The following is a 25,980-nucleotide window of genomic DNA, read 5'->3' as shown; positions in this document are numbered from 1 at the left end:
TGCCTGCGCAGGAGCACGCTGACGCCGGGCATTGAACCGCTGCCGGAATCACTCAATAGTCATAGTCATTGTCACGGCGCTGGCGGCGGATGTCGCGGCTGGCCTCGTCCTGCCTCGCCGCGATCCTTGCCCGCTCGTTGCGGCTGAGGCCGTAGCCGTCGCGGCGGTCATGCCGGGCCTGCCGCGCTATCTTGCGCTGCTGCTTGGTCAGCTTGCGATATTCCTTCCCGGTAATATCGCCATTCTGATAGCCGCGCTCGATCCGCTCCTGCTGCCGCCATTGCCGTTCGCGGATATTCTGGGCGTTGGCGGCGGGCGTTATGGCGGTGACGGCGAAAATCGCGGTCGCGGCAAAAAGCATGCATTTCATGGCTTTTCTCCTGAACATAATTTGTGATCTTCAATCGGGCGGCGGAATCTCATCCGGTCCGCGTCCCGGCTCATCTATGTCGGGCGATGGCCCGTCCGGCGGAATTTCGGGCGGTTCCCGGTAGGGGGTTTCCTCCGGCCGCTCGATCGGCGGCGTTTCCGGCGGCGATTGCGGCTCTATCGTGTCCGGCGGCGGCACTTCGGGTTGGGTGGCCATAGGCTCACCTCCTTCTTTGTAATTCCATGCCCTGATCCTACGCCTCCGGAGCGGGGACGTTCCACGCCCGGCCTTATTTCGCAGTCAGGCGAACAGTTCGCGATCCTTGTCATCCTGATGGACGACCGGGACGGGCAATTGCTTCGTGCCCTTCGGATTGCGGTCCTTCTGGTCGGAGCGGGCCGACAAGCCCAGAACCATGGTCCACCAGCCTTGCGCCATGATGAGCGGCAAGGTCCAGAACGCCAGGACAGGATTGATCGCGGCCAGTCCGGCCGGCTTCATATTGTCTTGCATGAACGCCTCCTGTGATGCCGGATATACGGCTGACCGGGGGGAGGGTTCCTGAAAGCGGGAGCAGATCGACGGATTATGTTGCCTTTTGGCCATCATGCCCTTAGGACGCGCCGACCGGCGACCGATGCGGGCGTGGCGAAACTGGTAGACGCGCCAGATTTAGGTTCTGGTATCGCAAGATGTGGGGGTTCGAGTCCCTTCGCCCGCACCAGTGGCGTCAGCCCTGAATCGGCCCAGAAACGGGAAGCCAGCGGAATTCAGCTTAGAGAGCGTTTGAGAGATAAGATGCAGACTGTCGAGACGTTGAATGAGGGCCTGAAGCGCGCCTACACCCTGACGATCACCGCCAAGGATCTCGACGCGCGCGTCGAGAAGGAAGTAGCCACCATCGCGCCGCAGGTGAAGATGCCCGGCTTCCGCCCCGGCAAGGTTCCGGCCAACCTCGTCAAGAAGATGCACGGTGAATCGCTGCAGCGCGACGCGCTGAACAGCTCGATCCAGGAAGGCGTGCAGAGCCTGATCGCCGAGAAGAAGCTGCGTCCCGCGATGCAGCCCTCGGTCGAGCTGGACGAAGGTTTCGAGTTCGGCAAGGACGCCGAGATCAAGGTCGCCCTGGAAGTGCTGCCCGAAATCGCGGCGCCCAGCATCGAGGGCCTGAAGCTTGAGCGCCTGACCGCGGAAGTCGGCGACGCCGCGATCGACGAGGCCGCCGAGCGCATCGCCAAGCAGCAGGGCGCATTCGACGCGCTGCCCGCCAGCCACAAGGCCAAGACCGGCGACACCGTCGTCATCGATTTCGTCGGCAAGGTCGACGATGTGGCGTTTGACGGCGGCACCGGCGAGGGCATGAAGGTCGAGATCGGCTCCGGCAGCCTGATTCCCGGCTTCGAGGACCAACTGGTCGGCGTAAAGACCGGCGACGAGAAGGTCATCAATGTGACCTTCCCCGTAGATTATAATGCCGAGAATCTGAAGGGCAAAGCCGCGACCTTCGACATCAAGGTCACATCGATCCTCGATTCGTCCAAGCCCAAGGTCGATGAGGACTTCGCCAAGTCGCTGGGCCTTGAGGGTCTCGACAAGCTGAAGGAGCTGCTCAAGGGGCAGATCGAGCAGGAGCATAACGGCCTCACCCGCACCTATATGAAGCGCAAGCTGCTCGATCAGCTCGCCGCCGCCCACGACTTCGACGTGCCGCCGAGCATGGTCGAGGCCGAGTTCGGCCAGATCTGGGCGCAGCTTGAGCATGAAGCCTCGCATGAGGAGGACCCTGCCGCCGCCCTGACCGAGATGGAGAAGGAAAAGGACGACTATCGCGCCATCGCGGTGCGTCGCGTCCGTCTGGGCCTGCTCCTGTCCGAGATCGGTCAGGCCAATGGCGTCGAGGTCAGCCAGCAGGAAATGAACCGCCTGATCATGCAGGCCGCTCAGCAATATTCGCCGCAGGACCGCGAGCGTTTCGTCCAATATGTCCGCCAGGACCCGATGGCCGCCGCCCAGTTGCGCGCGCCGCTGTACGAGGACAAGGTGGTCGACTTCCTGTTCGAGAAGGCGGAAGTTTCGGATCGCACGGTCAGCCGCGAGGAGCTGGAAGCCGCCATCGAGGCCGAGGATGACGGTTCGCCCAAGCCGCATGTCCATGGCCCCGGCTGCGGTCACGACCATGACCATGACGAGAAGCCCAAGGCGAAGAAGGCTGCAGCCAAGAAGGCCGACAAGGCCGATAAGGCCGAGGCCAGCGACGAAGTAGCCGAAGGCGGCGAGAAGAAGGCTGCGCCCAAGAAGGCCGCCGCGAAGAAGGCCGAAACGGCTGAGGACGCGCCTGCCGCCGAAAAGCCGGCCAAAAAGGCTGCGCCGAAGAAGGCGGCCGCGAAAGCGGAATAACGTCCGGCAGGGCGGGGGCGGAGCATGGAGAGCACACTGCTTCCCCCCGGCCTGCGGATCGCCGTGATCCTGCCCTGCTATAATGAGGCGGGGGCGATCGCGCAGACAGTGCATGCGTTCAGGGCATCGCTGCCCACCGCCACGATCTTCGTCTACGACAATAACAGCACCGACGGCAGTCAAGCCGTGGCCGCCGAGGCGGGGGCCGTCGTCCGCCGGGTCCGCCAGCAGGGCAAGGGCCATGTCGTCCGGCGGATGTTCGCCGATGTCGATGCCGACATCTATGTGATGGCGGACGGCGACGCGACCTATGAGGCGGCCGCCGCGCCCTCCATGATCGCCGCCATGCTGGCCGACAATTTCGACATGGTTGTCGGCGCGCGCGAGTCGGAGGTGGACGCCGCCTATCGCCGGGGACACCGGATGGGCAATCGGGTGCTGACGGGCCTTTTGCGGCAGCTTTTCGGGCGCAGCTTCACCGATATTCTTTCCGGCTACCGCGTGTTTTCGCGCCGTTTCGTGAAAAGCTTTCCCGTCCTGTCGGTGGGCTTCGAGATCGAGACGGAGATGAGCGTTCATGCGCTGGAACTGGCGATGCCGGTGTCCGAACAGGTGACGGCATATAGCGCGCGGCCGGAGGGATCGGTCAGCAAGCTCAGCACCTATCGCGACGGCTGGCGGATATTGCGGACGATTGTCCAGCTTTACCGCGTCGAGCGGCCAATCTGGTTTTTCGGCGCGATCGGTAGCGTTTTTGCTCTGGCGGGAACGATCCTTGCCCTGCCTCTGGTCTGGACATGGCTGCAGACTGGCCTTGTTCCCCGCTTTCCGACCGCGATCCTGGTCACGGGCATCATGATCATCGCCGTGCTGAACGGGATGTGCGGATTGATTCTCGATACGGTCGTGCGCGGCCGCCGGGAGGTCCGGCGGCTCGCCTATCTGACATTCCGCGCGCCGGCCGACTTTGAGCTGGATCGCCGTTCCGGGGCGCCCGATGACCGTTCCGGGACGGGCGTCTGACTTACGGGCGCGTTGCCCCCTTGAACCGGCCCGCTATTGCGCCGATGTAAGGCAGGGCAAAAGCAAGTCTGAAAGAGCATCATGCACGACCATAATTTCGATTCCCGTATGACCGACCCTCTGTCTGCGCTGGTTCCCATCGTTATCGAGCAGTCGAACCGCGGCGAGCGCAGCTTCGACATCTTCTCGCGCCTGCTGCGCGAGCGCATCATTTTCGTGACCGGACAGGTTGAGGACCATATGGCCTCCCTGATCGTCGCCCAGTTGCTGTTCCTCGAATCGGAAAATCCGAAGAAGGACATCTACATGTATATCAACTCGCCCGGCGGCGTGGTGACGGCCGGCATGGCGATCCATGATACGATGAAATATATCCGGCCCAAGGTCGGCACGGTTTGCATCGGTCAGGCCGCGTCGATGGGCAGCTTCCTGCTGGCGGCCGGCGAGCCGGGCATGCGCGTGGCGCTCTCCAACGCCCGGATCATGATCCATCAGCCCTCCGGCGGCGCGCAGGGCATGGCGTCCGATATCGAGATCCAGGCCAAGGAAATCCTGCGTATTAAGCGCCGGATGAACGACCTGTATGTGAAATATACCGGCCAGACGCTTGAGAAGATTGAAGCGGCGATGGACCGCGACACCTTCCTGGAAGCGGATGAGGCAAAGGCGTTCGGACTGGTGGACGAAGTGTTCGATCAGCGTCCCGCAATGCCCGATACGGCACAGGAATAGGGAAATCTTTACGCCGTTGCATCATTTTCTGCCCTTGTGAAACCGATGCGCCACGGTCTAGGATGATCGTGGACCAAGATGTCCCGTGGCTGAGCGCGGATTTCCGTCCCCGCCACGGGGAGGAAGATTGAAGGAATGACAAAGCTTACCGGCTCCGATTCTAAGAGCACGCTCTACTGCTCGTTCTGCGGCAAGTCGCAGCACGAGGTGCGCAAGCTGATCGCGGGGCCGACCGTATTCATCTGCGACGAATGCGTGGAACTGTGTAACGACATCATCCGCGAGGAGACCAAGGGCGGTCTCGTCGGCAAGAAGGATGGCGGCGTTCCCACGCCGCAGGAGATTTGCGACGTCCTTGACGACTATGTCATCGGCCAGAGCCGCGCGAAGCGCGTCCTGTCCGTGGCGGTCCACAACCACTATAAGCGGCTGAACCACGGGACTAAGGCGGGCGAGGTCGAATTGGCCAAGTCCAACATCCTGCTCGTGGGGCCGACCGGCTGCGGCAAGACGCTGCTGGCGCAGACGCTCGCCAAGACGTTCGACGTGCCCTTCACCATGGCTGATGCGACGACGCTGACCGAAGCCGGCTATGTCGGCGAGGATGTGGAGAACATCATCCTGAAGCTGCTGCAGGCGTCCGACTATAATGTCGAGAAGGCGCAGCGCGGCATCGTCTATATCGACGAGATCGACAAGATCAGCCGCAAGGCGGAGAATCCGTCGATCACGCGCGACGTGTCGGGCGAAGGCGTGCAACAGGCGCTGCTGAAGCTGATGGAGGGCACCACGGCCTCCGTTCCGCCGCAGGGCGGCCGCAAGCATCCGCAGCAGGAATTCCTGCAGGTCGATACGACGAACATCCTGTTCATCTGCGGCGGCGCGTTCGCTGGGCTGGAGAAGATCATCGGCGACCGTCTGGAAGCCAAGTCGATCGGCTTCGGCGCCCATGTGGCGGCTCCCGAGGAGCGCCGGACCGGCGAACTGCTTCGCCAGTCGGAGCCTGAGGACTTGCTGAAATTCGGCCTGATCCCGGAATTTGTCGGCCGTCTGCCGGTCATCGCGACGCTGGAGGACCTGGACGTGACTGCGCTGGTCAAGATTCTGGGCGAACCGAAGAATGCGCTGGTGAAGCAGTATCGCAAGCTGTTCGAAATGGAGAGCGTCGATCTGACCTTCACCGACGACGCCCTGGTGGCGATTGCGAAGAAGGCGATCGAGCGCAAGACCGGCGCGCGTGGCCTGCGTTCCATCATGGAATCGATCCTGCTGGATACCATGTTCGATCTGCCGTCCATGCAAGGCGTCGGCGAGGTGGTGATCGACAAGGATGTGGTCGAGGGCCGCAAGGAACCGGTCCGCGTATTCAGCGAACAGCGCAAGGCCGGCGACGCCGCCTGATCCCACGTAAAATTTAATGAAAAGTCAGGCCGGAGTTTTCGCTCCGGCCTTTTTCATGTCTGAGTGTCTACATTTTGTTGCGCATGCGTAATTTCTTTGCTGCGTTGCAAAATTATCGCATCCTTCAAGATTGCGGTAAATCGAAGCGGAATCCCCGTGGACCAGCCGATTTTCGGCATTATCCAAATGTCATTGAGCCGGAAATGCCGGCCGAACCTTGCGGTGCGATCGATAAATCGACGCATCGCACAATGACGACGTCACAAAAGCGCAACCGGACCGGAACAGGGGCGTCGTCATGCGCTCCTAGGGAGACGCGGACTCGCCTGGTGCGGGGAAATGGAGAGCAGTGCCTTGCGCAATGCTCTCCTCAGACAAGGACAAGGGAAGCATGAGAAAAATTCTGTTGCAGGGAGCGGCCGTCATCGCGGTCGCAATGCCGATGGCCGCGTTCGCACAGTCGACAGGCTCGGTCGATTTCGACAATGAAATCATCGTCACAGGATCACGCATCAATGACGGCGTGGGCGGTGTCGTGGTGCCTGACACCAGCAAGGCGAAGGCCGTGCTGACGTCCGAGTTCATTCAGGCGCAGACACCTGGTCAGACCATCAACGACATCATCAACCAGCTTCCGGGCGTCAGCTTCCAGAATAACGATCCCTTTGGTTCGGCTGGCGGTACGATGACCATCCGCGGTTTCGACGATCAGCGTATCTCTCAGACCTTCGACGGTATCCCGCTGAACGATACGGGCGGTTATGCGCTTTATTCCAACCAGCAGGTCGATCCTGAAATCATCGATCAGGTCAACGTCAACCTTGGCTCGACCGATGTCGACAGCCCGACGGCGGCGGCGACCGGTTCGACGGTCAACTATCGCTCGATCACGCCGACCGAGGACTTCGGTGTGAAGCTGGTCGGCTCGGCCGGTGATTTCAACTTTTTCCGTGCGTTCGGTTTGATCAATACGGGTGAATTCACGCCATGGGGTACGCGGGCCTTCTTCTCGGCCAGCAGCGCGACCAACGATGCGATCTACGGCGGCATCGGCAAGATCGAAAAGCAGCAATATAATGCCAAGATATACCAGCCGATCGGCAGCAATGGCGACTTCATTTCGCTGGCCGGCCATTATAACCAGAACCGTAACAACTTCTTTGGTTCAGTGCCGCTCCGCACGGACACCGCTGGCCGGGTTGTGGGCAGCGGTAGCGCCAACCGCTTTCCTCTGACCAAGGGGGAGCGTTTCTACGAAACGGCGCGCTGCCAGATTGCCGCTCCGGTGACCGGCGTCGCTGATGCCGCCAGCGCATGCGGTTCGGATTTCGAATATCGCTACAATCCCTCCAACACGGGCAATATCCGTATCAGTTCGCGTTTCACGCTGGCTGACGGCGTGATCCTGACCGTCGACCCCAGCTACCAATATGTGAAGGCCAATGGCGGCGGCACCAGCATCGGCAGCGAAGGCACGACCCCTGTGGGCGGCGTCGGTTACGCCGGTTTCATCCAGGGTTCGTCGAGCGCGCCGCAATATTTCTTCGGTCGCGATATCAACGGCGATGGCGATGCGCTGGATACGGTCCGTATCCTGACGCCCAGCCAGACCCAGACGCACCGCTACGGCGTCATCTCCTCGCTTCGCTATGACATTAACGACCAGCACACCGTGCGTATTGCCTACAGCTTCGACCGTGGGCGCCACCGCCAGACGGGTGAAGCTGGATATCTGCAGCAGGATGGCTTCGGTATCGATCCCTTCCCGGTTAATGATCCGATCGTCGACCGAAACGGCAATGCGGTGCAGAAGCGTGACCGCCTGTCCTACGCGATCCTGCATCAGGTGTCCGGTGAGTATCGTGGCGAGTTCTTCGATGCGCTGACGGTGAACCTTGGCGTGCGTGCGCCTTTCTTCAAACGCGACTTGAACAATTACTGCGCCACCGCAACGGCGGCAGGCAACCTGCGCTGCTTTGGCGATGCTGCTGCGCAGGCCGCCTATGCCGCTGCCAACCCGACCATTCAGGGGCCGCAGCGCCGAGTGCTGAAATATGACAAGATCCTGCCGAATGCCGGTCTGGTCTATGATTTCAGCGATGCGATCAGCCTGTTCGGCAATTATTCGAAGGGCTTGCAGGTGCCGGGTACGGACAACCTCTACCAGTCCTTCTTCTTCGCGCCGGACAATGCCAATGCCAATCCGCGTCCGGAAACCACGGACAATTTCGATGTCGGCATTCGCTACCGGTCCAGTAAGCTGCAAGCGCAGCTTTCCGGTTGGTATACGATCTACAAGGACCGTCTGGCGTCTGCCTATGACCGTGAACTGGACCAGACCATCTACCGGAACCTGGGCCAAGTCGACAAATATGGCGTCGATGGCAGCGTCAGCTATCAGCCGATACCCGAAGTCATGGTCTATGCATTCGGCTCCTATCTGAAATCGAAGATCAAGGATAATGTCGAACTGTCGTCGACCAGCTTCGCGCTGACGGCTGGCAAGCGGGAATCGGGCGCTCCGGTCTACACCTTTGGTGGTCGCGTACAGGGCGATATCGCTGGCTTCACGCTTGGTATCCAAGCCAAGCGCACTGGCCCCCGCTACGTCAACGATCAGAACCTGCCGGTCGTCATCAGTGGGGTGCAGGTCTATGGCGCCAAAGCTCCGGCCTATACGCTGGTCGACCTTGATGCGCGTTATTCGCTGGAAGCGCTGGGCGCACCCGGCGTTGCCGTACAGCTTAACGTGACCAACCTGTTCGACAAATTCTATGTCGGCGGCTTCGACGGTACGCTCGTGAACAATTCTGTGACGTTTGCCCAGATCGGCGCGCCGCGCACCTTCATCGGGTCGCTGATCGTCGGCTTCTGATCGATCGTCATTTCAAGGAAGGGGGCGCTGACCGAGAGGTTTGCGCCCCTTTTTTGTTACAGGCAGTCGTCCAGACCTTCGTTGCGCACCATGCCGATGCGGCGCTGGATGCTGTTGCCATAGCGTCGGGTAAAGCCCTGGGGGGCGATGGCGGCGCGCTTCTTGGGCAAGGGTAGGACGGCGGCGATGCGCGCGGCTTCGCTTGGCGAAAGCTTTGAGGCGTCATGGTGGAAATAGCGCATCGATCCGGCGTTGACGCCATAGGTGCCGATGCCGGTTTCCGCGACGTTCAGATAGACTTCCATGATCCGCCGCTTGCCCCAGATCGCCTCGATAAGAACAGTGAACCACGCCTCAAACCCCTTGCGGATGAAGCCGCCGCCCTGGAACAGAAAGACGTTCTTCGCCGTCTGCTGGCTGATCGTCGACCCGCCGCGGACGCGGCCGCCGCTTGCGTTGTGGCGCATGGCCTGGGCGATGGCGACGGCGTCAAAGCCGTGATGGGAGCAGAATTTGCTGTCCTCCGCCGCGATCGCCGCGCGCGGCATGTCCGGATCGATCTCGCTGAGCGGCATCCAGTCCTTCGTGATGCCATTGCCGTCCATGATCATCGTCATCGTCACGGCCGGCGGCACGAAGCGAAAGACAGCCACCAGCACCAGCGAGATGATGACGAACCACATCAGGATCTTGAGCGGTATCGATATCCAGCGGCGGCGCGGCCGCCCGGCAGCTTTTGTGACCATATGCCGAACCTAGCGCGCGAAACGCCGGGATCGCAAGTATGGTCAGGCTGCGGCCAGCCTGCGCCCCTGCCGCGCGCCGGGCCTGATCGCCAGGGCAAGCAGGGCTGCGAGGATGCAAAGCGCGCCGGCGGCGATGAAGGCGGGCAGGTAGCTGTTGAGCGCGGTGCGGGACAGGCCCCCACCAAAGGCTGCGCTGGCTGCGCCAAGCTGATGCCCGGCGAAGATCCACCCAAAGACCACATTGGCGCGCTCCGGCCCGAAGCGGTCGGCCGTGAGCTTCACCGTCGGCGGAACGGTCGCGACCCAATCCAGGCCGTAGAAGATGGCGAAAATGGACAGGCCGTAGAGTGAGAAACCGCTGAAGGGCAGATAGAGCAGGGACAGGCCGCGCAGGCCATAATACCAGAACAGCAGCCAGCGATTGTCGAACCGGTCGGACAGCCAGCCAGAGCCAACCGTGCCGATGAAATCGAACAGGCCCATCATGGCGAGGAATCCGGCCGCGCCGACGGCGGCCAACCCATAATCTCCGCATAGCGCGATGAAGTGCATCTGGATCAGGCCATTGGTGCTGGCCCCGCAGACAAAGAATGTGCCGAACAATATCCAGAATGTGGGGGTGCGCGCGGCATCCTTCAAAATGATGAGGGGAAGGAGGAGGGCGGCGCCCAGGCCGCCGGACGGGGCGGGCGGAGCGCCCGACATGTCGCCGCCATAGGGGGCGAGGCCCAGGTCGGCGGGGCGATCGCGCATCAGAAGCAGGACCAGAAGCGCGGAGAACAGAATCGCGCCGCAGACGAGGCCCAGCGCGACGCGCCAGCCGGAATGTTCGGTGAGGCTGGCGAGCAGCGGCAGGAAAACGAGCTGCCCCGTCGCTGTGCTGGCGGCAAGGAAGCCCATGACAAGGCCGCGGCGCTGCGCAAACCAGCGCGTCGCAATGGTCGCGCCAAGGACGACGGCGGTAAGGCCCGTGCCCAGGCCGACGACCACGCCCCAGAGCAGCACCAGTTGCCAGAGCCTGTTCATGCCAAGGGAGAGGAGCAGGGCCGACACAACGATGCCCATGGAAATCAGCATCATCCGCCGGACGCCGAAGCGGTTCATGAAGGCGGCGGCGAACGGTCCCATCAGGCCGAAAAGCGCAAAGCGGATGGCGAGGGCGCCGGAAACCTCCGAAGCGCTCCAGCGAAACTCCTCCTGCAGCGGCACCATGAAAACGCCCGGCGCGCCCACCGCGCCCGCCGTCACCAGCATCGTCAAGAATGTGACGAAGGCCACGACCCAGGCGTAGTGGCGGTTGCGGGCGGAAAGATATGCGTTGAGTGGACGGCTGAACATGACATGCTCCGGAAGGGACTTGCGTTAAATGTCGATCATCATGTAAATGGTCAAGCGCAAATCGAAGGAGAGAAGGTTGAGGGTCAGCAGGGAACAGGCGGCGTTGAACCGGGAACGGGTGATTGACACCGGCTCCCGGCTTTTTCGCGAAAAGGGCCTGGATGGGATCGGCATTGCCGATCTGATGAAGGCCAGCGGCATGACGCATGGCGGCTTTTATGGCCAGTTCGAATCCAAGGATGCTCTCGCGGCGGAATGCGTGACGCGCAGTTTCGGGCGCAGCGTCGAACGGTGGCGGCGGCTTCTTGATCAGGCCAGAGACGGGCATGACGCAGATCCGCTGCGGACGATCGTGGAGGATTATCTGTCGGTCCGGCATCTGAACGGACCGGAAACCGGTTGCGCCTTTACGACGCTGGCCGCCGACGCCGCGCGCAGGGGCGGGGCGATGGCCGAAGCGATGTCCACGGGCATGGATGCGCTGGTGGATATTCTGGTCTCGATTCTGCCCGAAGGCGGGCGGGCCGATGCGCTGGCGATCCTGTCGCAGATGAGCGGCGCTATGACCCTTGCGCGGGCGACGGCTGACCCGGCCTTGGCGGAGGAAATATTGGCGGCCGCGCGAAAGGCGATCCTGACGCCCAGGTGATCTGGCAGGTGATCTGGCAGGTGATTTGGCGGGTGATCTGGCAGGTGATCTATTGCCGGGTTTGATGCCCGGTGCGATTGCAGGGCAAGCATAAAAAAGGCCCCGCCTTTCGACGGGGCCTTTCTGCTTGGGATCAATTTAACTGGTTAGATCGCCGCGAGGCGTCCGCCGATGCCGGACAGCTTGTCGCCGGCGATGCGAGTCATCGCCTTCTGCAGCTTTTCGAAGGCGCGCACCTCGATCTGACGGACGCGCTCGCGCGATACGCCATAGACCTGGCTCAGTTCTTCGAGCGTCTTGGGTTCTTCGGCCAGACGGCGCTCGGCAAGGATGTGCTTCTCGCGATCGTTGAGATCGTCCATCGCCTCGATCAGCATGTCGTGACGCAGGTCTTTCTCCTGCGCATCGGCGACGCGCTCATCCTGCAGCGGGCCATCATCAGCCAGCCAATCCTGCCACTGGCCTTCGCCATCCTCACGCAGGGGGACGTTGAGCGACGTATCGCCGCCCATCGCCATCCGGCGGTTCATGGAGATGACTTCCTCGTTGGTCACGCCCAGATGCGTGGCGATCTTCTCGACATCATCGGGATGCAGGTCGCCATCCTCGAACGCCTCGATGCTGTTCTTCATCCGGCGCAGGTTGAAGAACAGCTTCTTTTGCGCAGCCGTGGTGCCCATCTTCACGAGGCTCCACGAGCGGAGGATGAATTCCTGAATCGACGCGCGGATCCACCACATGGCGTAGGTCGCCAGGCGGAAGCCGCGATCCGGCTCGAATTTCTTCACGCCCTGCATCAGGCCGATATTGCCTTCGGAGATCAGCTCGCTGACCGGCAGGCCATAGCCGCGATAGCCCATCGCGATCTTGGCGACGAGGCGCAGATGCGAAGTGACGAGCTGCGCGGCGGCATCAGGGTCCTGATGCTCGGCGTAGCGCTTCGCCAGCATATATTCCTGTTCGGGCGTCAGCAGCGGGAATTTGCGGATCTCGCTGAGATACCTGTTGAGACTTGCGTCGCCGCCAAGCGCTGGCACCGTCGCGGGGACATTGCTCTTGTTGGCCATGACAACTTTTCCTTCCCTTCCATGCGCGCGGCGGGACCCAGATGAGGCGTCGCTGCACCGCGGCAAACTTGGCACTATCTATACGTTAAGCTGGCTTAACAGTTCCTGCATGTCAGCCGGAATTCGGCTTTCGAACGATAAAGCGCGCCTATCGACGGGGTGTATGAACCCCAGGGTTTTGGCGTGCAATGCCTGTCTATCGAAACCCAGCGTTTCCAGTATCGATTTGAAACCTTTTTTCGCTTTACCGTAAACCGGGTCGCCGATCAAGGGGTGTCCTATATGCGCCATATGAACCCGGACCTGATGCGTGCGCCCGGTTTCCAGCCGGCATTCGACAAGACTGGCGCCGTTCAGCGCCTGTTTTGTCGCATAATGGGTGACGGCATGTTTGCCGCGTCCTTCCCGTTGAACCGCCATTTTCTTTCGATCAGCGTCGGATCGGCCGATCCAGGTGTCGATCGTCCCGGAAGGGGGAGCAGGCCGCCCGGCGACGATGGCGGCGTAGAGCCTCTCTATGCTGTGCGCCTTGAACTGGGATGCCAACCCTTCATGAGCCTTGTCCGTCTTTGCAACGACCAGAAGCCCGGAAGTATCCTTGTCGATCCGGTGAACGATGCCCGGCCGCGCGACGCCGCCGATGCCCGAAAGCTGCCCCCGGCAATGGTGCAGCAGCGCGTTGACCAGCGTTCCGTCCAGATTGCCGGCCGCCGGATGGACGACCAGCCCGGCGGGCTTGTCGACGACGATCAGATGATCATCCTCATAGATGATGGAGAGCGGAATGTCCTGCGCCACTGCCTCCGCCGCCACCGGCGGGGGCAGAGTGATCGCGAAAACCTCCCCCGCCGCGACCTTTCTCGCCGGATCGGAAACGATCCTGCCGTCGGCGGTCATGACGCATTGGTCGAGGATCAGGGCCTTCAGCCGCTCACGCGAAAGATCCGTCGCGACGCCAGCCAGCGCCTTGTCCAGACGCAGGCCAGAGCTTGCCTCGTCGATAAGCGCTTCTATGGTTGAGGCCCCCGGAACCATTGTCCGGGATATGGGGATGATCGTGCGGATTTCAAGGTCGCTGTTGGACAGGATTGTTGCGCTGGCGGGGGCGGAAGATGCCGAAATCTGCGGCTTGTTGCTGGGGAAGGGGGCAGAGTGCACCGGGATCGTTCCGGCCGCGAATGTGGCGCAGGACCCGGCCGTCCATTTCGAGATTGATCCCGCCGTGCTGATCGCCGCTCACCGCGCCGCGCGGGGGGGCGGTTCGGCAGTGATCGGCCATTATCACTCGCACCCCAGCGGCGCGGCCGAACCGTCGGCGACCGATGCTGCGGCGGCCCGGCCGGACGGCGCGTTATGGCTGATCGTCGCTGGCGGAGGCTGCCGCCTCTGGCGGGCCGGAGAGGAAGGGCTTCATGGCCGTTTTTCGCCTGAAATCATGGAACTGATCTGAACGGCATCCGCCGATCCGGGCGCCTGTGCGGCTGGATCGGGGGTTGCATCCCGTGGCTTTCCCGGCAATAGGCGTGGATAGCGGCCCAATATGGGACAAGATGCAGGCCAGAAGAAAGCACGGCATGACCGATCCGAACATGGAATTTGCAGCGCTTCTGTGCTCCCGTTTATGTCATGATCTTCTCAGTCCGGTGGGTGCGCTCAATAACGGCCTTGAATTGATGGCCGATGAAACCGACCCGGAAATGCGCCAGCGCTGCCTCGATCTTCTTGGAGACAGTGCGCGGACTTCCGCGAACAAGCTGAAATTCTTCCGCCTCGCTTTCGGTTCGGCCGGGGGATATGGCGACAGCGTTCCCGCGCATGAGGCGCGCACCGCCATTGAGGGCATGTACGCCGCCGCTGGCCGGGTGACGGTCAACTGGATGGTCGCGGAGGAATCTCTTGCCAAGCTTCCAGCCAAAATCCTGCTTAATCTGGCGCTGATCGCTGGCGATGCGCTGGTGCGCGGCGGGCAACTGGATATCGGCGCGGAGCATCGCGATAGCGTCGTCGAGATTGTGGTGCGCGCCGAAGGGCCGAAAATCGTGCTCGATCCTGAACTGCGCGCTGCGCTCGGCGGGGCGACGTCCAGCGCGGACGTGACATCGCGTTCGGCAGCGGCATGGATGGTCCACACTTTGGTCGCGGGCGTCAACGGCCATATCATGCTGTCCGATCCCGCCGACCCTGTGCTGCTGTTCGGGGCCAGCCTCCCGGCGTAAAAGTCGGCGACATGTCCAAGCTTTAACGCTGATTTAACCACAGCTCCGCCAAAGTGCGGCCGAAAGGCTCTGAGCCTAGCGGTCGCATCGGACGGGACTTATGGACGATCTACTCCAGGAATTCATTTCGGAGACACAGGAAACGCTTGAGGCGCTGGCCGCCGAGGTCGTCGCCTGGGAAACCGATCCGACCGACCGTGATCGCCTGGACGCCATTTTTCGTTTTTTCCATACGGTGAAGGGAAGCTGCGGCTTTCTAAACCTCCCGCGCTTCGAGAAATTGAGCCATGCGGCGGAGGATGTGCTGTCCGACATCCGTGAGGGCAAGCGCGTCGCCGACCCCGCGACCGTCAGCGCCGTGCTGGCTGTGATGGACCGGATCGGGGAACTGGCAGAGGCTGTCGCTTCAGGCGCGGCCCTGCCCAACGAGAATGACGATTTCCTGATCCAGAGCCTGCATCAGGCGGCCGGACCAGATGGCGCGGAAGCGCCCGCCGCCCCGGTCAATAACGGCCGGCGCGAGGGGCAGCAAAGCCCGTTGCGCACCATTCGCCTGCCGCTGACCCTGATCGACCAGTTGATGAACGGCGTGTCGGACATGGTGCTGGCGCGCAATGAACTGTCTCGCAAACTGCGCGAGCGGTCCGATCCCGATCTGGACAGCGCGTTCGAGCGCCTTTCCACCTGCGTCGCCGATATGCGCGACGCCATATCGAAAACGCGCATGCAGCGGGTCGATCGCCTGTTTGCGGCTATTCCCCGCATGGTCCGCGACCTGGGCCGCGATCTGGGCAAGGTTATCGACCTGGAGCTGGAAGGCGGCGACGTCGAAATGGACCGCGAGATGGTGGAGATGGTCGTCGACCCGCTCACCCATATCGTGCGCAACAGCATCGATCATGGCATAGAACTTCCCGCGCAACGCCGTGCAGCGGGCAAGCCGGAGGCCGGGCATCTGCGTGTCGCCGCCCGCCAGTCCGGCAACCAGATCGTCATCGAGATCAGCGACGACGGCAAGGGCATCGACACCTCGCGGCTGGTCGCCAAGGCGATCGGTGACGGCACGCTGACCAGCGAGAGCGCCGCCCGGCTGAGTGAACAGGACAAGGTTGACCTGATCTTCCGCGCCGGTCTGTCGACCGCCGAGCAGGTGACCGCGATTTCCGGCCGGGGCGTCGGCATGGATGTGGTGCGCGCCAATGTGGAGCGGATCGGCGGCGTCATCACGCTGGACAATATGCCGGGGCAGGGCCTTTCGATCACGCTCCGCGTCCCGCTGACTCTGACCATCATTCCCGGCCTGATCATCCGGGCGGGCGGCCAGCATTTTGCGATTCCGCGCGCGGCGATTGTCGAGATTCTGCACGACAGCAACGATACGCTGTCGCTCTCCTCCGTGGGCGGGGCTTCGATAGCCAGCATCCGCGGCGTTCGCCATTCGATGATCGATCTGGAGGATGTGCTGGGCCTGCAAAAGCCCGACCATGCCGGACCGCGCACCATCATGGTGGTGCGCTCATCGTCCGGCATCCCCTTCGCCATGGGCGTGACTGCGGTCGAAAATCACGAGGAACTGGTGATACGGCCAGCCTCTCCGCCGATCATGGCTGCAGGCGTCTATGCCGGCATGACGCTCCCCGACAATGGACAGCCGATGCTGTTGCTGGATGCGGGCGGCCTCAGCAATGCGGCGCGCCTGCCCAACGTCATTGACGACAGCGCCGCGCGCGAGGCGGATGAAGCGGTTGCGGCAGAGGCCGAGATCCAGACGGTCGGCGCGCTGCGCTTCATAGAGATTACCGGCGAGGAGCGGCTGTTGAAGCTGTCGCTGATCGAGCGGGTGGAGGATATCGACGCTGCCCAATTCGGCGCTTCGGGCGGGCGCGGCTTCGTCCGGGTAGAGGGACGATTGCTGCCGGTCGCAAATGCGCATCACCGGTTCGAGGGCGAAATGGTCACCTCGCTCCGTCTGCGTGATGGCGAGAATGAAGCCTATTATCCGGTCGCACGGGTCATCGACATCGTGCAGATGCCCTCGGTGCCCGACATGCTGCTGTCACGCGGACCGGTCTGCGGCATCGCCGTTGTGGACGGGACGCATCTGGAGGTGGTCGATGCCTTCGCTCTATTTGCCTCCCTCCCGGCTGAGGCGATCGAGGAAAAGAGCGCGGGCCGCTGCATCCTGGCGGACGCTGACGACATATGGGCGCAGGAAATACTTGCCCCGCTGCTGCGTCACGCCGGGCATGACGTGGTGTTCGGCATTCCCGCGGGCGGGGCGATGCACCCCGATGATATCGTGCTGACGACCCGCGCGGACAGCGATGTGGAAACCGTTCCGAAGGGGCAGCCGGTCGTCCGCCTGCGCAGCGCGCGCGGACCGGGAAGCAAGAAGGACAAGAGCATCTACCGCTATGACCGGGATGCGCTGATGGCCGCCATTGAGGCGGCGCGGCAGGGGAGGGCAGCCTGATGAACGAGCTATATCTGTTCGCCCATGTCGCGGGCACCGCGATTGCGGTGAGGAGCACCGAGATCGAAGCGGTGGTCAAGGTTACGGAAATATCGCCTGTGCCGGGCATGCCCGTGCACATCGCCGGGCTTTCGGCGTTGCGCAGCCGGGTGTTGACGATGGTTGATATAGGCGCGCTGATCCATGGCCGGAAAACGTCGAGCGATAGCTGGCCGCTGGCGATTGTCGCGGACATCAGCGGCCATAGCTACGGCCTGATGGTCGATTCCGTCAGCGATATCTGCACGGTTCCTGGCGGCGCTTTACCGTTGCGGGGCCAGCTCGACGCCGCGTGGGCGCCCTATGCGCAGGCGATCGTCGAAAATGAAGGCAATCCCTATCTGCTCGTATCGCTGGCCGGTTTCATCGAACCGCGGCAATTGAGCGTTGCCGCCTGAATATCGCTGAGGGCCGCCCGGTTTAACCAATCCCTCAGCTTTGTGCGCTACCGTGCTTCCTGTTGCTTCTCGGTCGCATAAAGGGTTTCGCACATGAAGAACTGCCTCGTCGTCGACGACTCCAAGGTTATCCGCAAGGTCGCGCGCCACATTCTGGAATCGCTCGATATCAAGGTGACGGAGGCCTGTGACGGCCGTGACGCCCTGAACCAGTGCGAAGCTGCGATCCCCGATGTCGTCCTGCTCGACTGGAACATGCCGGTCATGAGCGGGATGGAGTTTCTTCAGGAGCTGTCGCGCACGAAAATGGACGCCCGGCCCAAGGTCATCTTCTGCACCACCGAAAACGGCATCGGCCACATCAAGGCCGCCGTTGAAGCGGGCGCGGACGAATATGTCATGAAACCTTTCGACAGGGACACGCTGGAGAGCAAGCTGCAGATCGTGGGGGTCATCTGACGGCCCTGTCCTGACAGGCCGCCAATAACCGCATTCGATCAACGCTTCTCCGAAAGTATCACGATAATGTCAGCACCGATTCTGGCCTCGGCCTGGAACATGACGGATCAGAAGGCGGCCTCTGTGCTGATCGTCGATGATTCGGTTGTTGTTCGTACGGTGCTGGAGCGGATCATCGCCGCCGACACGCGCTTTGCGGTGGCCCACAAGACCAGCAACGCCGAACAGGCGCTCGCCTTCCTGGAGCGCGAGAGGGTCGATATCGTCCTGCTGGACGTGGAAATGCCCGGCCAGAGCGGTCTGGTCGCGCTGCCCGCGATATTGAAGGCGGGGCGCGGCGCGCGCGTCATCATCCTGTCCGGCAATTGCGAAGAAGGCAGCGCCGCCGCCGTCGAGGCGCTGGCGCTGGGCGCAAGCGACATCCTGTCAAAGCCGGGGCGCGGCAGCTTTGGCGACCAGTTTTCCGAAGCGCTGCTCTCGCGCATCGCGCGGATCGTCAATCCAACCATACCCACGCCGGTAAGCACTGCGCCGGTCAAGCTGCGTTCCTTCCAGCATGGCAGGACGCTTGGTTGCCTGGGCGTCGGCGCATCGACGGGGGGCATTCACGCCCTTGGGCAGCTTTTTGGCGGTCTGGGCGAGCCTTTGGGCGTTCCCATCCTGCTGACCCAGCATCTGCCGCCGAGCTTCATTCCGTTCTTCGCCACGCAATTGGCGCGCATGACTCGCCTGCCGGTCAAGGTGGCGGAGCAGGGCGAGACGCTGAGACCGGATCAGGTCTATATCGCGCCGGGCGGCGCCAATCTGGAATGCCGCCGCGCGCGCACGGGCAATGTGCTTGTCACGCTGACGACGGAACGGGCGCCATCGGGCAGCCTGCCCGCGGTCGACCCCATGTTCGCGGCGATGGCGCGGTCCTATGGCCCCGAAAGCGGCGCGATCGTCCTGACCGGCATGGGACGCGACGGAACAGCCGGGGGGCATGAGGTTGTGAAAGAGGGTGGCTGGATCGTGGCGCAGGATGAACAGAGCAGTGTCGTCTGGGGCATGCCGGGATCGATCGCGCGGAGCGGACTTGCCAGCGCATTGCTGCCGCCGGAGGAAATTATGGGCTTCGTCGCCAAGCGCATGGCGGTGACCGCATGAGCGCGCCTGGAGCCACGCCGGGCAATTCCGCAGCGTTTACAGGCGCGATGCGGATACTTGCCGGCCTGCTGGAAGCGCGGACCGGACAGATACTTTCGGAAAGCCGGATCTGGCGCATCGAAACCGCGCTGAAACCCGTGTTGCGGATGAACGGCATGGCGAATCTGGAGGAACTGGTTTCCCAGCTTCTGGCGAGCACCGAATCGAATCTGACCGACGATGTGATCAACGCATTGCTCAACAATGAGACCAGTTTCTTCCGCGATCTGCAGACATTCGACATGCTGTATCGCGATCTGCTGCCGCAGCTTTCCTCGTCCAAGCAGGACAAGGTGTTGCGCATCTGGTGCGCGGGCTGTTCGACGGGGCAGGAGGCCTATTCGCTGGCGATGCAGTTGCGCAAGGATGCCGGCCGCTGGCAGGGCTGGCGTATCCAGATTCTGGCGACGGACATCTCCACCGCCGCCATTTCGCGGGCGCAATCCGGCCTATTTTCGCAGATCGACGTGCAGCGCGGCCTGGCGATCAATGATCTGCTGCGCTGGTTCGAGCCGGTTGGCGACGATTGGAAGGTCAGCGACGAACTGCGCCGGATGATCGAGTTCAGGGTCGATAATCTTCTGGAGCCGAAAGCGTCGAGCGGCGATTATGACCTGATATTGTGCCGCAATGTGATGCTCTATTTCTCGCTGGAAAGACGGCAGAAGGTGTTTTCCCGCCTTGCCGAACATAGCAGGCAGGGCAGCTATCTGATCCTGGGCGCCGGCGAAACGGTCATCGGCCAGACCGACGCCTTTGCGGCCAGCCGCAGCTTCCGGGGCAGCTATGAGCGCTCAGCGAAAACGGAGAAGATCAATCAACCGGTCAGGAAAACCGGCTGATTAACCGTCAGCGCCGTCGCCGATGGGCAAGGGCGGCCGTTCAAATGCTTGATCAGGATGACGCTCTCGTCCATTGTGCCGGCCATCATGTACGACATGCCGGTCACCGGGATCATCTTGCCGGGCGCAGCGCTCCCAGAACCTCTGCATGACGTGAACGGACGGCAGCTATGAGCATTCCCGGCATGATCGACACGCCGTCTCCCAATTTTGACGAGCGTTCCGTGCCGGTGTCGATGCTGGTGCTCCATTATACCGGCATGCCGGACGCGGCGAGCGCCATCAACTGGCTGGCCAACCCCGAATCGAAAGTCTCCGCCCATTATGTCGTGACCGAGGACGGGCAGATCATCCGCATGGTCGATGAAGCCAAGCGTGCTTGGCATGCGGGGAAGGCGTGGTGGCGCGGCGCGACGGACATCAATTCCGCCAGCATCGGCATAGAGATCGTCAATCCGGGCCATGAATGGGGATACCGCCCCTTTCCCGACACGCAGATGAGCGCGCTGATCCCGCTCGTCCACGATATCGTGACGCGCTATGGCATTACCCGCGGCAATATCGTGGGTCACAGCGATATCGCGCCCGCGCGAAAGCAGGACCCCGGCGAGCTTTTTCCATGGGGCATGCTTGCCCGGCTGCGCCTGGCGCTGCCTCGTCCGACCAAGAATCTGATGGACCCTTTCTGGACCGACAGCGCCTTCATGCTGGCGCTGGAGCGGTTCGGTTACGACATTGCGGATCAGGAAGCGGCGGTAGTGGCGTTTCAGCGGCGTTTCCGCCCGGAGATGATCGATGGCATCATTGATGGCGAGTGCCGGGCGATATTGCTTGCCCTGCTGCTGCCCAAGCCGAGGGGCGACGACTGACGCGATATGCTGACGGGGGATGACTCCTCCCGCCGCAGCGCCTATAGCGCGCATGTCAGAGGGCCGGGCGGCCGCGGCGTGGCGGGTAACTTCCACGGCGAGGAAAGTCCGGGCTCCACGAAATAACGGTGCCAGCTAACGGCTGGCTGGGGAAACCCAAGGGACAGTGCAACAGAGAGCAGGTCGCTAAGGCCTAGGCCAAGCGAAAGTGAAAGGGTGCGGTAAGAGCGCACCGCGGACCCGGCAACGGGGACGGCATGGTAAACCCCACCGGGAGCAAGACCGAATAGGGACGGCGCGGGGAGCAATCCCCTAGGCAGATTTCGGCCGAGACCGTCCGGGTTGGTTGCTTGAGGCCGGGAGCGATCCCGGCCCTAGAGGAATGGTCGCCCATCCGCCTACCTCCACAAGAGGCGGCGGTGGACAGAACCCGGCTTACAGGCCCTCTGGCAGTTTTCAGCAATATCTATGATCCCGTCCCGCGCGGGAACCGGTGGACGGCGCGGCATCCTATTTTTTCCGCGCCGCTTCCTTCCTTTGGCGGGGATCGCTCGCTAGATAGCAGAGATGGCGCGTTCCACCCGATCCAATGACTGGGGATTTCCCCGCTGGCGCAGCTATGGCGCTTCCCGCGAGGCGCAGCAGGTGCGCATGTGCGATCGTCACGGATGCGACAAGCCGGGGGATTGCCCTGCGCCCAAATCTCCAAACAGCCGGGATCGCTGGTATTTTTGCGCCGAGCATGCGGGCGAATATAATCGCAACTGGGACTATTTCGAAGGCTTGGACGCCGAAGATCGGGAGAAGCGCACGCGCGAGGAGTCCCGCGACGCAGGCGCCTATAAGGCCAAGGATTTCTACGGCTGGGGCGGGCCGGGCGACGGCAGCCGGTCCCGCGACGAATTGCGCGCGCTTTCCGTACTGGAACTGGAGAGCGACGCGGATTTCGAGGCGGTGAAGAAAAGCTGGCGGAAACTGGCCAAGGAGAACCATCCGGACGTCCGTCCCGGCGACAGCGAGGCTGCCGTGCGTTTTCAGGCTATCCAGGCCGCCTATGAAGTGCTGCGCCGGGCGGAGGACGCCAAAAGCTGGAAACCGTCAGGCAGGGCGGCCGGGATGGCCGATTGAAGGCGCGCCTTTGAAAGATCGAGTCTCCTCCGGGTGGCGGACAGCCGTTCTCGTCTGCCGCAAATGTTCAAAGAAACTGGATGGCGGTTTCGGCCCCAAGGGGGATGAGCGGCTGTCCAAGGCGCTGCGCAAGCATCTGGCCTTGAAAAAGGGACGGAAGGCGGCGGCGGGGATCATCGAGGTGAACTGTCTGGGCATATGTCCCAAAGGGGCGGTCACGGTGGTCGATGGCGCGCATAGCCGCGAATGGCTGCTGGTGCGGCCCGGCGCGGATCTGGATGCATTGGCGGAGACGCTTGGCCTTGCCTATCGGGAGCCGGCCGGTTCCTGATGCGTACGGCCCCCAATGCTTACGACCAAAGTCTGATGGCAGGAACATTAAGGATTTCCGGCGTATATTCGGCACCGAAAAGATAAAGCGATTAAAAGGGTGGATGTCGCATGACATGGAAATTCAGCGTGGATTGGGACCCTGACCAATTGCTGATCATGGTCCGGTGCCAAGGCCTGTGGACGATGCAGGATACGGAAGATTTTGAGGCCGGCGTCCTTAATCTTCTGGACCTGTATCAGATCAAGCGTTTCGACATGATGGTGGACCTGGGACTGGGCCTCACCCAGACTGCGGAGGTCGCGGCGCGGCTGATGGCGGTGGATGAGCAGTTCATGAAACGCGGATTACGCCGCCGGGCCGCCTATTCGCAAAGCGCGATGGTCCGGGCGCAGGTCACCCGGCTGATATCCGGCAAAGAGGAAAGCCGCATCTTCCCGGAGGAAGAAACGGCGCGCCAATGGCTTCTGGCGATGCGGCGTTCCGGGGTCGCCCCGGCGGAGCTGGCTCACCCGTAACGCGCGGCCGTCTCGCGGATCAGGGCGATCATATTGGGAATGCCCTGAGTCCGGTTGGAGCTGAGCTGATTTTTAAGATCGAAGGGCGCGAGCGCCGCCTCAATGTCTGTCGCCGAGATATCCGACGGCGCGCGATCCTGGACCGTGAGCAGCACCAGCGCGATAATCCCCTTGGTGATGGCCGCATTGCTGTCCGCCAGAAAATGCAGAGCGCCGTCCTCCTGCACCGTGGGATAGACCCACACCGCCGCAGAACATCCCCGTACCAGCGTCGCATCGGTCTTGAGCGCATCCGGCATCGGCTCCAGCGCCTTGCCCAGATCGATCAGCAGCCGGTAGCGATCGTCTGCGTCGAGAAATTCATATTCTTCGTAAAGGTCGGAAAGATCGGTCATGGCGGGTCATATAGGGCCAAACCGATCGCAGGAAAGCGAAGTTTCCCTTATCGGCCATCCCGGCTCTCACCGGGATGGCGCAACGGGCGTTCAGAGTTCGACGCCGGCGGCGATCGCTTCCAGCTTGCGGATGCGCTCCTTGAGGTCGGCGACCTCAATCCGGGCGGCCGCGGAAGGAGGAGAGGTGTCGGCGCCTTGCTGGCCGATCTCCGCCTTCTTCAAGTCCAGCCAGCCGGTCCAGCCCTTAAGGGCGATCAGGGCGACGGATATGGTGCCGGTAAGGCACGCCCCCGCCATGACGAGATAGAAAACCGGGTCCTGCATCATGCTATTCCCTTTGTCCGTGGGACGCGCTCACTCAGTCGCGGCCCTTGAGTTTCTCAAATTCGCGTTCCAGCGCCGTGGAACTGTCGGTCGCGAGCCGCTCCAGAACGGCAACCCGTTCCTTGAGCGCTTTCACCTCCTCGCGCAGGCGCTGCGCCTCTGGGTCGGGGAGGGCCGCGGTCTGGCTGGTGCTGCGATGATCATGCCGGTATTTCGCCTGCAGAACCTTCGCGATCATCACGATGCCGACAATGAAGACGACCATCGTGAAAGGATTGTTGATCATCGTTCAAACTCCCTGTTGTTTCCCGTGGCGCGTCCTGCTTCAGCCTCTGGCCGGGCGGTGGATCGTGCGGGGGCAATCCGGTGGCGTCGCGATCTTTCCGCTTCCGGCATAAGGCGACGCTCAGCAGATTTTTTCGATCGGCGTCATTGGTCTTTCGACGAACGGCGTCCCGATGCTGAACCAGGCCATTCTTGATCTAAGCCGGCCCTAATCCGGGCTGGCCTTAGCGCAGATTGTCGATCTCATTGGCCAGGCGGGTGTTGCGGCTGGTGTAATAGACCTCAATGTCGGCGAGCCGGCGGTCGATATCCCGGAACTTCGAGCGGACGTCGCGGGTGGAGCGCGCCGGATTGCTGCGAACGCCCTGCCAGAATTTGGCGTCCTCCTTGTCATGATACAGGCCATAGGGCTTGTTATCGGCCAGCCATGCGGCAAGGACATAGGCGATCAGCGTCCAGGGGAAGGCGCCCATGATCGTCACCAGCACGGCGGCGATCCGGACCCAGGTGGCGTCAATTCCGGTATATTCGGCGATGCCGGAGCATACGCCCTTCCACTTGCCATTCTGTGGGTCGAGGTAGAATTTCGTGCGGCGCGGGGTCATCTCAATTCCTCCGGTCAAAGTCATAGTCGTCGGACGGCGCGGGGCGCGCGGGCCGGAAATCGGGATTGTCGGCGGCGATGATGCGTTCGATCGTCGCGAGGCGCTCCTCAAGCCGGCGGGCGGTGTCGTGCATCTGATCCAGCATCGCCTCATCCTCATTGGTGAGCGTTGCCGCAGTCCGCCACTTGGTGACATAGTGGAAGATGATCCAGGGAAGCCCGATAAAGAGCATTCCCACGATCACGATAGGCAGAAAGACATCCTCCATAGCGTCAGGCTCCCTTGTTCTGGGCGGCCTTCATCGCCGCGAGTTCCGCCTCAACCTTGTCGTTCGACTTAAGTTCGGCGATTTCCTCCTCAAGCGTCTTGGGCGTCGCGCCCAGGTTCATCGCGTCGGCGCGGCCCTCGGCCATGTCCACGCGGCGCTCCAGCATGTCGAAGCGGGCGAAGGCGTCGTTGACCTTCTCACCGGCATAGGCTTCGCGCACCCGCAGGCGGTTCTGCGCGCTTTCCATGCGGGCGGCCAGCGCATTCTGGCGGGCGCGGGCTTCGCGCAGCTTCGCCTGCAGCTTGCCGATATCTTCTTCCGAAGCGCGCAGTGCGTCATCCAGCGTCTCGATCTCATGGCTGAGCTGCTCGGCCATATCGGTCGCCTTCTGCTTCTCGACGAGGGCCGCCTTGGCAAGATCTTCGCGGTCCTTGCTCAGCGCCAACTGCGCCTTTTCGGTCCAGCTTTCCTGCAGCGCTTCCAGCTTCATGATGTGCCGGCGCATTTCCTTCTGGTCGGCGATCGTGCGGGCGGCGGAGGCGCGCACCTCGACGAGGGTTTCCTCCATTTCGAGGATGATCATGCGGATCATCTTTGCCGGGTCTTCCGCCTTGTCCAGCAAGTCGGTGACGTTGGCGGCGATGATGTCGCGGGTGCGGGAGAAAATACCCATTTTGAAATCACTCCTGGTCTTGTTCGTTCGGGGCCGGGGCGGGCGGTTTTGGGGGCAATGCCCGCCCCGGCATGGAGGAGCCGCTTACGCCAGATAGCGGGCGGCTCCGGGGGTCAGATGGTTGTCGGCCAGAATGGTCGCATCATTGGCCCTTGCGGGTCCGACGGCCGAGAGGATCAGGGTTGATCCGAACAGCACCGCCGCGATGGCGACCGAGAGGCTTCTGCCAATTTCCTTTGCTTCGCTCATCTTTCGATACTCCCGTGGATTTGGCCTTCATGTCAGTTCCGCTTTGTGCGGATTGTCCTCATCACTGCAGACCCCGTGCCAGTTTTTTGAAATGGCGGTTTTCCGGGATTTTTGGAGCTGGGTTG

Annotated in this window: 32 protein-coding genes, 1 tRNA gene and 1 other RNA gene; 19 read left to right on the top strand and 15 right to left on the bottom strand. The window is 62.3% G+C overall.

The window, feature by feature from the left end; all coding sequences use genetic code 11:
• Nucleotides 1-52 precede the first annotated feature (52 nt).
• The 3 genes from KFK14_RS13875 to KFK14_RS13865 form a co-directional block, all read right to left on the bottom strand.
• Complete coding sequence (locus KFK14_RS13875) at nucleotides 53-370, bottom strand: hypothetical protein (RefSeq protein ID WP_083276928.1); 318 nt, start codon at nucleotides 368-370, stop codon at nucleotides 53-55.
• Between the two features lie 30 nt (nucleotides 371-400).
• Nucleotides 401-586 (bottom strand): hypothetical protein, encoded by a 186-nt coding sequence (locus tag KFK14_RS13870; protein WP_070156460.1) that lies wholly within the window; start codon nucleotides 584-586, stop codon nucleotides 401-403.
• Nucleotides 587-670: 84 nt separating this feature from the next.
• The gene (locus tag KFK14_RS13865; RefSeq protein ID WP_212608079.1) at nucleotides 671-883 is read right to left on the bottom strand and encodes a hypothetical protein; all 213 of its coding nucleotides are present in this window, start codon (nucleotides 881-883) and stop codon (nucleotides 671-673) included.
• 126 nt (nucleotides 884-1,009) lie between these two features.
• Here KFK14_RS13865 and KFK14_RS13860 point away from each other — a divergent pair.
• The 6 genes from KFK14_RS13860 to KFK14_RS13835 all read left to right on the top strand — a co-directional run bounded on the left by KFK14_RS13860 (nucleotide 1,010) and on the right by KFK14_RS13835 (nucleotide 8,798).
• Nucleotides 1,010-1,094, top strand: a tRNA-Leu gene (locus tag KFK14_RS13860).
• A 74-nt stretch (nucleotides 1,095-1,168) separates the two neighbouring features.
• Nucleotides 1,169-2,767: a trigger factor gene (gene tig, locus KFK14_RS13855; protein ID WP_212608078.1), complete on the top strand. Its 1,599-nt coding sequence runs from the start codon at nucleotides 1,169-1,171 to the stop codon at nucleotides 2,765-2,767.
• A gap of 24 nt (nucleotides 2,768-2,791) precedes the next feature.
• The gene (locus tag KFK14_RS13850) at nucleotides 2,792-3,790 is read left to right on the top strand and encodes a glycosyltransferase family 2 protein (RefSeq protein WP_212608077.1); all 999 of its coding nucleotides are present in this window, start codon (nucleotides 2,792-2,794) and stop codon (nucleotides 3,788-3,790) included.
• Nucleotides 3,791-3,898: 108 nt separating this feature from the next.
• Nucleotides 3,899-4,522, top strand: coding sequence for an ATP-dependent Clp endopeptidase proteolytic subunit ClpP (clpP, locus tag KFK14_RS13845; protein ID WP_070156497.1), 624 nt, complete (start codon nucleotides 3,899-3,901; stop codon nucleotides 4,520-4,522).
• Nucleotides 4,523-4,657: 135 nt separating this feature from the next.
• The gene (gene clpX / locus KFK14_RS13840) at nucleotides 4,658-5,923 is read left to right on the top strand and encodes an ATP-dependent Clp protease ATP-binding subunit ClpX (protein ID WP_070156464.1); all 1,266 of its coding nucleotides are present in this window, start codon (nucleotides 4,658-4,660) and stop codon (nucleotides 5,921-5,923) included.
• A 391-nt stretch (nucleotides 5,924-6,314) separates the two neighbouring features.
• Nucleotides 6,315-8,798 carry a TonB-dependent receptor gene (locus KFK14_RS13835; RefSeq protein WP_212608076.1) on the top strand — a complete coding sequence of 828 codons (2,484 nt, stop codon included), beginning with the start codon at nucleotides 6,315-6,317 and terminating at the stop codon, nucleotides 8,796-8,798.
• A 56-nt stretch (nucleotides 8,799-8,854) separates the two neighbouring features.
• Here KFK14_RS13835 and mtgA read toward each other — a convergent pair whose 3' ends face one another.
• Complete coding sequence (gene mtgA / locus KFK14_RS13830) at nucleotides 8,855-9,544, bottom strand: monofunctional biosynthetic peptidoglycan transglycosylase (RefSeq protein ID WP_212608075.1); 690 nt, start codon at nucleotides 9,542-9,544, stop codon at nucleotides 8,855-8,857.
• Nucleotides 9,545-9,586: 42 nt separating this feature from the next.
• Nucleotides 9,587-10,882: an MFS transporter gene (locus KFK14_RS13825; protein ID WP_212608074.1), complete on the bottom strand. Its 1,296-nt coding sequence runs from the start codon at nucleotides 10,880-10,882 to the stop codon at nucleotides 9,587-9,589.
• A gap of 76 nt (nucleotides 10,883-10,958) precedes the next feature.
• Between KFK14_RS13825 and KFK14_RS13820 the strand changes: the two genes are divergently transcribed.
• Nucleotides 10,959-11,531, top strand: coding sequence for a TetR/AcrR family transcriptional regulator (locus KFK14_RS13820; RefSeq protein WP_212608073.1), 573 nt, complete (start codon nucleotides 10,959-10,961; stop codon nucleotides 11,529-11,531).
• 146 nt (nucleotides 11,532-11,677) lie between these two features.
• On the opposite strand, the gene rpoH is transcribed toward KFK14_RS13820, so the two are convergent.
• Together rpoH and KFK14_RS13810 are read right to left on the bottom strand one after the other, a co-directional pair.
• Nucleotides 11,678-12,598 (bottom strand): RNA polymerase sigma factor RpoH, encoded by a 921-nt coding sequence (gene rpoH / locus KFK14_RS13815; RefSeq protein WP_212608072.1) that lies wholly within the window; start codon nucleotides 12,596-12,598, stop codon nucleotides 11,678-11,680.
• A gap of 78 nt (nucleotides 12,599-12,676) precedes the next feature.
• Nucleotides 12,677-13,633, bottom strand: coding sequence for an RluA family pseudouridine synthase (locus KFK14_RS13810; protein ID WP_212608071.1), 957 nt, complete (start codon nucleotides 13,631-13,633; stop codon nucleotides 12,677-12,679).
• 16 nt (nucleotides 13,634-13,649) lie between these two features.
• Here KFK14_RS13810 and KFK14_RS13805 point away from each other — a divergent pair, with 16 nt between their 5' ends.
• From KFK14_RS13805 to KFK14_RS13775, 7 genes are all read left to right on the top strand, one after another.
• Nucleotides 13,650-14,048 carry a M67 family metallopeptidase gene (locus KFK14_RS13805; protein ID WP_212608070.1) on the top strand — a complete coding sequence of 133 codons (399 nt, stop codon included), beginning with the start codon at nucleotides 13,650-13,652 and terminating at the stop codon, nucleotides 14,046-14,048.
• A 124-nt stretch (nucleotides 14,049-14,172) separates the two neighbouring features.
• A complete protein-coding gene (locus KFK14_RS13800; protein ID WP_212608069.1) occupies nucleotides 14,173-14,814 on the top strand; it encodes a histidine phosphotransferase family protein in 642 nt (213 codons plus the stop codon).
• Nucleotides 14,815-14,914: 100 nt separating this feature from the next.
• Complete coding sequence (locus KFK14_RS13795; protein ID WP_212608068.1) at nucleotides 14,915-17,287, top strand: chemotaxis protein CheA; 2,373 nt, start codon at nucleotides 14,915-14,917, stop codon at nucleotides 17,285-17,287.
• A complete protein-coding gene (locus tag KFK14_RS13790) occupies nucleotides 17,287-17,724 on the top strand; it encodes a chemotaxis protein CheW (RefSeq protein ID WP_212608067.1) in 438 nt (145 codons plus the stop codon). The genes KFK14_RS13795 and KFK14_RS13790 overlap by 1 nt, the downstream gene beginning before the upstream one ends.
• A 93-nt stretch (nucleotides 17,725-17,817) precedes the next feature.
• Nucleotides 17,818-18,183: a response regulator gene (locus tag KFK14_RS13785; protein WP_070156474.1), complete on the top strand. Its 366-nt coding sequence runs from the start codon at nucleotides 17,818-17,820 to the stop codon at nucleotides 18,181-18,183.
• A 66-nt stretch (nucleotides 18,184-18,249) separates the two neighbouring features.
• Entirely contained in the window at nucleotides 18,250-19,329 is a 1,080-nt protein-coding gene (locus tag KFK14_RS13780; RefSeq protein WP_212608066.1) for a chemotaxis protein CheB, read from the top strand.
• Entirely contained in the window at nucleotides 19,326-20,210 is an 885-nt protein-coding gene (locus KFK14_RS13775) for a CheR family methyltransferase (RefSeq protein WP_212608065.1), read from the top strand. Before KFK14_RS13780 ends, KFK14_RS13775 begins: the two co-directional genes overlap by 4 nt.
• Here the strand turns inward: KFK14_RS13775 and KFK14_RS13770 are convergent.
• A complete protein-coding gene (locus KFK14_RS13770) occupies nucleotides 20,186-20,326 on the bottom strand; it encodes a hypothetical protein (RefSeq protein ID WP_212608064.1) in 141 nt (46 codons plus the stop codon). The two genes, KFK14_RS13775 and KFK14_RS13770, sit on opposite strands and share 25 nt — an antisense overlap.
• A gap of 54 nt (nucleotides 20,327-20,380) precedes the next feature.
• On the opposite strand from KFK14_RS13770, the gene KFK14_RS13765 reads away from it, so the two are divergent.
• The 5 genes from KFK14_RS13765 (at nucleotide 20,381) to KFK14_RS13745 (ending at nucleotide 23,056) form a co-directional block, all read left to right on the top strand.
• Nucleotides 20,381-21,079 carry an N-acetylmuramoyl-L-alanine amidase gene (locus tag KFK14_RS13765; protein WP_070156477.1) on the top strand — a complete coding sequence of 233 codons (699 nt, stop codon included), beginning with the start codon at nucleotides 20,381-20,383 and terminating at the stop codon, nucleotides 21,077-21,079.
• A gap of 55 nt (nucleotides 21,080-21,134) precedes the next feature.
• An RNA gene (gene rnpB / locus KFK14_RS13760) (RNase P RNA component class A) lies at nucleotides 21,135-21,533 on the top strand.
• A gap of 113 nt (nucleotides 21,534-21,646) precedes the next feature.
• Nucleotides 21,647-22,207 carry a J domain-containing protein gene (locus tag KFK14_RS13755; protein ID WP_212608063.1) on the top strand — a complete coding sequence of 187 codons (561 nt, stop codon included), beginning with the start codon at nucleotides 21,647-21,649 and terminating at the stop codon, nucleotides 22,205-22,207.
• Nucleotides 22,208-22,217: 10 nt separating this feature from the next.
• Nucleotides 22,218-22,538 (top strand): (2Fe-2S) ferredoxin domain-containing protein, encoded by a 321-nt coding sequence (locus KFK14_RS13750; RefSeq protein ID WP_212608062.1) that lies wholly within the window; start codon nucleotides 22,218-22,220, stop codon nucleotides 22,536-22,538.
• A gap of 110 nt (nucleotides 22,539-22,648) precedes the next feature.
• Entirely contained in the window at nucleotides 22,649-23,056 is a 408-nt protein-coding gene (locus KFK14_RS13745; protein WP_212608061.1) for a hypothetical protein, read from the top strand.
• Here KFK14_RS13745 and KFK14_RS13740 read toward each other — a convergent pair.
• The 7 genes from KFK14_RS13740 to KFK14_RS13710 all read right to left on the bottom strand — a co-directional run bounded on the left by KFK14_RS13740 (nucleotide 23,047) and on the right by KFK14_RS13710 (nucleotide 25,855).
• Nucleotides 23,047-23,451: a SufE family protein gene (locus KFK14_RS13740; RefSeq protein ID WP_212608060.1), complete on the bottom strand. Its 405-nt coding sequence runs from the start codon at nucleotides 23,449-23,451 to the stop codon at nucleotides 23,047-23,049. The genes KFK14_RS13745 and KFK14_RS13740 overlap by 10 nt on opposite strands.
• Before the next feature lie 90 nt (nucleotides 23,452-23,541).
• The gene (locus KFK14_RS13735; protein ID WP_070156481.1) at nucleotides 23,542-23,775 is read right to left on the bottom strand and encodes a hypothetical protein; all 234 of its coding nucleotides are present in this window, start codon (nucleotides 23,773-23,775) and stop codon (nucleotides 23,542-23,544) included.
• Between the two features lie 34 nt (nucleotides 23,776-23,809).
• Entirely contained in the window at nucleotides 23,810-24,061 is a 252-nt protein-coding gene (locus tag KFK14_RS13730; RefSeq protein ID WP_212608059.1) for a hypothetical protein, read from the bottom strand.
• 223 nt (nucleotides 24,062-24,284) lie between these two features.
• Nucleotides 24,285-24,665, bottom strand: a complete 381-nt coding sequence (gene pspC, locus KFK14_RS13725; protein WP_070156484.1) for an envelope stress response membrane protein PspC — start codon at nucleotides 24,663-24,665, stop codon at nucleotides 24,285-24,287.
• A gap of 1 nt (nucleotide 24,666) precedes the next feature.
• Entirely contained in the window at nucleotides 24,667-24,933 is a 267-nt protein-coding gene (gene pspB, locus KFK14_RS13720) for an envelope stress response membrane protein PspB (protein ID WP_070156485.1), read from the bottom strand.
• 4 nt (nucleotides 24,934-24,937) lie between these two features.
• A complete protein-coding gene (gene pspA, locus KFK14_RS13715; RefSeq protein WP_212608058.1) occupies nucleotides 24,938-25,606 on the bottom strand; it encodes a phage shock protein PspA in 669 nt (222 codons plus the stop codon).
• An 84-nt stretch (nucleotides 25,607-25,690) separates the two neighbouring features.
• Complete coding sequence (locus tag KFK14_RS13710; RefSeq protein WP_171905855.1) at nucleotides 25,691-25,855, bottom strand: hypothetical protein; 165 nt, start codon at nucleotides 25,853-25,855, stop codon at nucleotides 25,691-25,693.
• Nucleotides 25,856-25,980 lie beyond the last annotated feature (125 nt).

The sequence above is a fragment of the Sphingobium phenoxybenzoativorans genome, from assembly GCF_018286635.1.
Taxonomy (GTDB): domain Bacteria; phylum Pseudomonadota; class Alphaproteobacteria; order Sphingomonadales; family Sphingomonadaceae; genus Sphingobium; species Sphingobium phenoxybenzoativorans.
The sequence above is the reverse complement of the archived record's forward strand: the minus strand, read 5'-3'. Positions and strand labels throughout refer to the sequence as shown.